The sequence below is a fragment of the Synechococcus sp. H55.9 genome, from assembly GCF_047462355.1.
In the GTDB taxonomy this organism is placed as follows: Bacteria; Cyanobacteriota; Cyanobacteriia; order Thermostichales; family Thermostichaceae; genus Thermostichus.
Map to the genome: position 1 here is coordinate 13997 of NZ_JANSJB010000048.1, position 5417 is coordinate 19413.

Annotated in this window: 4 protein-coding genes; 2 read left to right on the top strand and 2 right to left on the bottom strand. The window is 62.4% G+C overall.

All coding sequences use genetic code 11. The features are described 5' to 3' along the window. Window positions 1–48 precede the first annotated feature (48 nt). Entirely contained in the window at window positions 49–1506 is a 1458-nt protein-coding gene (locus NW857_RS07800; protein WP_414333762.1) for a cobyric acid synthase, read from the top strand. Window positions 1507–1618: 112 nt separating this feature from the next. Here NW857_RS07800 and NW857_RS07805 read toward each other — a convergent pair whose 3' ends face one another. Continuing rightward, window positions 1619–2932 carry a (Fe-S)-binding protein gene (locus NW857_RS07805; protein ID WP_414368560.1) on the bottom strand — a complete coding sequence of 438 codons (1314 nt, stop codon included), beginning with the start codon at window positions 2930–2932 and terminating at the stop codon, window positions 1619–1621. Between the two features lie 214 nt (window positions 2933–3146). Between NW857_RS07805 and NW857_RS07810 the strand changes: the two genes are divergently transcribed. Then, entirely contained in the window at window positions 3147–3467 is a 321-nt protein-coding gene (locus NW857_RS07810; RefSeq protein WP_414336065.1) for a hypothetical protein, read from the top strand. Here NW857_RS07810 and NW857_RS07815 read toward each other — a convergent pair. Then, a complete protein-coding gene (locus tag NW857_RS07815) occupies window positions 3464–5344 on the bottom strand; it encodes an AMP-dependent synthetase/ligase (protein ID WP_414368563.1) in 1881 nt (626 codons plus the stop codon). The genes NW857_RS07810 and NW857_RS07815 overlap by 4 nt on opposite strands. Between the last annotated feature and the right edge of the window lie 73 nt (window positions 5345–5417).

Below are 5417 nucleotides of genomic sequence, written 5' to 3' on the forward strand. Positions count from 1 at the left end.
GCAACCAAGGGTGAGGGATCCGGGGTGAGCCGTTCAGGTCGAGCCTTGATGGTGGTGGGAACTTCTTCCCATGTGGGCAAAACCCTTTTGGTAACGGCCCTCTGTCGCCTTCTCAAGAAAGCAGGAAAAAGGGTTGCCCCTTTCAAAGCTCAGAATATGTCCCTCAACGCCTATGTCACCGCCGAGGGCAAAGAGATCGCCTACGCGCAGGCTCTGCAAGCCTGGGCCGCCGGGATCCCGCCTGCGGTGGAGATGAACCCGATCCTGTTGAAGCCCCAGGGCAACCTGACTTCCCAGATCGTCTTGAATGGAGTGGCGGTGGGCACCTGCCGCGCCGGCGAGTATTACGAACGCTGGTTTGCGCCGGCCTGGCAAGCGGTCAAAGAAGCCCTGGCCCGCTTACAACAGCAGTACGACTGGATCGTTTGCGAGGGGGCAGGCAGCCCGGCGGAGGTGAACCTCAAGCATCGGGATTTGGCAAATATGCGGGTCGCCTTGCATTTGGGATCCCCCACTTGGCTGGTGGCGGACATCGACCGGGGTGGGGCGCTGGCCCATGTGGTGGGCACGCTGCAACTGCTGGAACCGGAAGAACGAGCCCTGATCCGCGGCATTGTTATCAACAAGTTTCGCGGCTCGCGGGAGCTGCTGCAGCCCGGCCTGGATTGGCTGGAGAGCTACACCGGGATCCCGGTGGTTGGGGTTCTGCCCTGGCTGGATTGGGTGCTGCCCCAGGAAGATTCGCTGGGCATCGAGGCCGGCCCCCAACTCTGGGAAAATCGCCGTCCCAGGCGGGAAGACTCCCTGGAAATCGCCGTGGTTCGCCTGCCCCAGGTGGCCAATTTCTCCGATTTCGACCCCTTGCTGGCCGAGCCCAGCGTCCATCTGCGCTGGATTCACCCCGGCCAAAGCCTGGGATCCCCCGATGTCGTCATCCTGCCCGGCAGCAAAACCACCCTCAAGGATCTGTTGGCATTGCAAAAGACCGGCCTGGCCGACCAACTGCGCCACTATTCCGGCCACATCGTCGGCATCTGCGGCGGACTGCAGATGTTGGGGGAAACCCTCGCCGATCCCGATGGCCTAGAGGGAGTTGCCGGCACCTACCCAGGGCTGGGCTTTCTCCCTCTGACCACTGTTTTGCACCCCACCAAAGTTACCCGGCAGGTGCAGACACAAAGCTGCTGGCCCGCTCCTGCTCCCGTCCAGGGGTACGAAATCCACCAGGGATCCACCCAGGCGGATCCCGCTGGCTGCCTGCCGATCTTCGACCAAGAGAACCTGGGCTGGCGGGATCCCACGGGCCGGATTTGGGGCAGCTATCTGCACGGCCTCTTCGACAATCACCGCTGGCGGCGACACTGGCTAAACGAGTTGCGCCGCCAAAAAGGCTGGGATCCCTTGCCGGAGCTGGAAGGCCACTATGCTCAGCAGCGGGAGCAATTGCTGGAGCGGCTGGCGGAGCGGTGGCGGCCCCACCTGGACTTGCGCCTGTTGCTGGAATAGCCCTCACCCCCGGCCCCTCTCCCATCCCAAGCGCTCCGCGCCGCTCACGCGACCACCCCCGGCCCCTCTCCCATCCCTCACCCCCGGCCCCTCTCCCAGAGGGAGAGGGGGGTTAGGGAGTTGCCGCCGGTTGCAGGGCGCGATCCAGGAGTTCCATCGGGTGATAAATGGGGATCCCGGCTTTGCCCTGCAGGTGCTTCTGGATTTGCAGGCGGCAGCCGATGTTGGCGGAGACGATCCCCTGGGCACCAGTGTTGAGGAGGTTGGCCACCTTCTGGGATCCCAGCTCATCTGCTATCTGGGGTTGCAGCAGGTTGTAGACGCCGGAGCTGCCACAGCAGAGGGCGGCATCGACGGGATCCCGCAGCTCCAGCCCCGGAATCTGGCGTAGCAGTTGCCGCGGCTCTTGGCTGAGGCGTTGCCCGTGCAGCATGTGGCAGGCATCTTGGTAGGCCAGCACCAAGGGATCCGGCTGCAGGGGGTACAGGGGAGCAGTCAGCCCCACCTGAGCGAGAAACTCCTGGATATCCTTGACTTTGGCCGCAAACTGGGCCGCTTTCTCGTGGTAGTCGGGATCCTTGGCCAAAAGGTGGCCGTACTCCTTGAGGGTGTGGCCGCAGCCGGAGGCAGTCACCAAAATGGCATCCAGTTCGTAGCCGGCAAAAGCATCCACCATCTGGCGGGCTAGGGTTTCTGCCTGCTGCAGTTGCCCTTGGTGGTGGGGCAAGGCCGCACAACAGCCCTGGGCAGGCGGGATCACCACCTCACAGCCGTTGTGGGTCAAGACGCGAATGCTGGCCTCGTTCACCTGCGGGGTAAACAGGCGCTGCACGCAGCCGAGGATCAGCCCCACGCGAAAGCGGCGCTCGCCCACCGCCGGGATCTGCTCCGGGTAGCGCTTGGGCAGCAGTTGCTCCACCTCCAGAGGGGGCATGAGCGATTCCATAGCCGCCAGTCGCGGGGAGACTTTTTCCAGCCCTTGGCGGATCCAGGCGCCGATCCCCATCTTCTGATAGAGCCAAAGCGGCCAAAGCAGAGGCCGCAGCCGCTCCGGGTAGGGGAAGAGGAAGAAGATAAATTGGCGGTACAGGCGATCCCAAAGACCGCGTGGGTAGTTGCGCTCGATTTGCGGGCGGGTGGCGGCAATCAGCCGGTCGTAGCGCACTCCTGAGGGGCAGGCGGTAACACAGGCCAAACAGCCCAGGCAGGTATCGAAATGGGAAACCGTGGCCACCGAAAGGGAAATCTGCCCCTGATTGAGGGCGTCCATCTGATAGATGCGCCCCCGCGGCGAGTCTGTCTCCTTGCCGAGGACGCGGTAGCTGGGGCAGGTGGTCAGACAAAACCCGCAGTGCACACAGGCATCGATTAGCTTGGGATCCGGCGGATCCAGGCTGTCAAAACTTGGCCCTTTGGATGAGCTCATTGGCCTCGACCTGTTCTCAACACTTCATCAACCCCGCAAGGAGAGGATTGGCCGTTCGGGGATCCCGCCGTCTCCTTTTGCTTCCGGGTTTTTTTGCATCTTAATCTGGGAACAGAGCGGCTGAGACTTCTATCCAGATCCAAACGCTCTTTGCATCCGTACTACCCTAGAGAAGGGACTTACCCGACCGATTTCTCCTCGTCGATCATTTCCAATGCAAGTGCAAGACCTCCTCACCCAAGCTCTTGTGGGCGCAGCTCTCTCCAGTTTGAGCCTATCTGGAGCGGCTTTGGCCCAGCCCAACCTGCGGGAGCTGCCCCCCGATCTGGCCGAACAGCTCACCACGGAGCAGATCTTGCAGGCCTGCGCCGCCAACCAAGCAGACACCCTGCCCAGCCCCTTCCCAGACGTGGTGCCGACCGATTGGGCCTACAAGGCGGTGCTCACCCTCTACTACTGTGGGGCCTACCGGGGGGCCATTCCCCCGGAGACCTTCCGGCGCCACCTGGAGCAACAACGGGGATCCCAAACTTAGCTCCCTGTCGGATACATCTCCTGGATGAGGTGGGCATAGCGCTCGGCTACCGGGTTGCGCTTGATCTTCAGCGTCTGGGTCAGGAGGCCATTTTCCACGCTCAGGGGCTCTGGCAAAAAGCGGAAGTCGGCAATTTGCTCGTGCGCTTGGTAGCCGGGACGCTCCTGGATGCGGGTTCGCACCTCCCGCAAGATCAACGCGCGCACCTGCGGGTGGGCCAGCAGCTCGGCCTCAGCAGCCGGGATCCCTTGCCCGGCGGCCCAAGCCTTGAGGGCGTCCAGGTTGGGGTAGATGAGGGCGGCCAGTTTCTTTTGGTCCTGGCCGACAATTACCATTTGGCTGATGTAAGGGGATTGCAGGCAGGCATCTTCCAGCGGCTGGGGCTCGACGTTCTCTCCGTTAAGCAGCACGATCACGTCCTTGGCCCTGCCGGTGATCACCAGTTGCCCGTCGGGGGTGAGCCAGCCCAGATCCCCTGTTTCAAACCAGCCGTCGGGGCTGAGCACCTGGGCGGTCGCCTCTGGATTGTTGTAGTAACCCATCATCACCTGCGGCCCCCGCGCCAGGATCAGCCCCTTCGCACGGGGGGGCAGCGGCTGCCGGGTTTCCGGATCCACAATGCGAAACTCCGTGCCCGGCAAGGGGGGGCCCGCCGTGCCGCGCACATTGTTGTCGGGACGGCGCGCGCACAGCACTGGCGAGGTTTCCGTGAGGCCGTAGCCGTTGAGGATGGAAATGCCCACCACCTCGTAAAACAGGTCCAGATAGGCGGGCAGGGATCCGCCGCCGCTGATGGCCTGTTGAAAATTGGGGCCTAAAGCCTGCCGCACCTTGCGGTAGATGAGCGCATCGGCCAGGCGGTGCACAGGCCAGAGTAGCCCCTGTTGCAGGCGGGCCCCCACTCGCACCCAAGGGCTGACGCCGTAGTGCAAAATCGACCGGTTGCCGGCTATCCGCCCGGCGAGCACGTAGCCTTCGCTGGCCGCCATCAAGGTGCGGATCAGCCGCTGCATGAGGGGGCTTTTTTCCTTTAATTGTCTCTGGATCCCTTCGTAAACCGTCTCCCAGATGCGGGGCACTGCCACCAGATAGTGGGGCTGCTCCTGTTGCAAATCCTGCTTGATAAAGCGAGGGTTGGTATAGACCAGCGTACAGGCCTGGCTGAGGAGAAAATACTCGCAGGCCCGCTCATAAGAATGCCAAGTGGGCAGAATGGTCAGCACCTTATCCCCTGGCCGGGGCTGTACAACCACACTCAAGTTCTCCACCTGGTGCATCAGGTTGCCGTGGCTGAGCATCACCCCCTTGGGGCGACCAGAGGTGCCAGAGGTGTAGATGATGGTGGCCAACTGGGATCGCTCCAGCCGCGGCGGCTCGTAGCGGCCTTCCCGCCCTTTCTGCAGCCACTGAGAAAAGTTCAATACTCCTGCCTCTTCTTCATCGGAAAGCAGCAGCAGCCGCTCCAGGCCCAGCTCCTGCACAACCGGCTGCACCCGCCTCAGGGTCTTCACATCCTGGGCAATCAAAGCCGTGCTGCCGGAGTGACGCAAAATGTAGCCCAGCTCAGCCGGATCCGCCACGGCGCTGCGGGGCACATTGACCGCTCCCGTAAACAGCGTGGCCAGATCCGCCATCAGCCAGCGGGGGGAATTATCGGCAAAAATGGCCACCCGATCCCCGGGGCGAATGCCCAAAGCTTGCAAACCGGCAGCCAAGGTCTGAATGCGGCGAAAGAGCTGACCATAAGAAATCTCAAAGACTGGCTGGGCATGGGGATCCCTGAGGGCAGTGTGATCGGCAAACTTTTCGGCCAACACTTGCCAGATGTTGAGCAGCGTCGTGCTAGCGGGGGTAGCAGCAGCGGAGACAGTCGTCATAAATCTGTACCCTAAATCACATTTACAGTCTAGTGAACTTGGGCTTTTTCCCCAGACACCCCCAGGACAGTTC

What these genes read in the sequence shown, in the direction of transcription:
- NW857_RS07815 (WP_414368563.1), bottom strand. Translation starts at nt 5,344, where the DNA reads ATGACGACTGTCTCCGCTGCTGCTACCCCCGCTAGCACGACGCTGCTC.
- NW857_RS07810 (WP_414336065.1), top strand. Translation starts at nt 3,147, where the DNA reads ATGCAAGTGCAAGACCTCCTCACCCAAGCTCTTGTGGGCGCAGCTCTC.
- NW857_RS07800 (WP_414333762.1), top strand. Translation starts at nt 49, where the DNA reads ATGGTGGTGGGAACTTCTTCCCATGTGGGCAAAACCCTTTTGGTAACG.
- NW857_RS07805 (WP_414368560.1), bottom strand. Translation starts at nt 2,932, where the DNA reads ATGAGCTCATCCAAAGGGCCAAGTTTTGACAGCCTGGATCCGCCGGAT.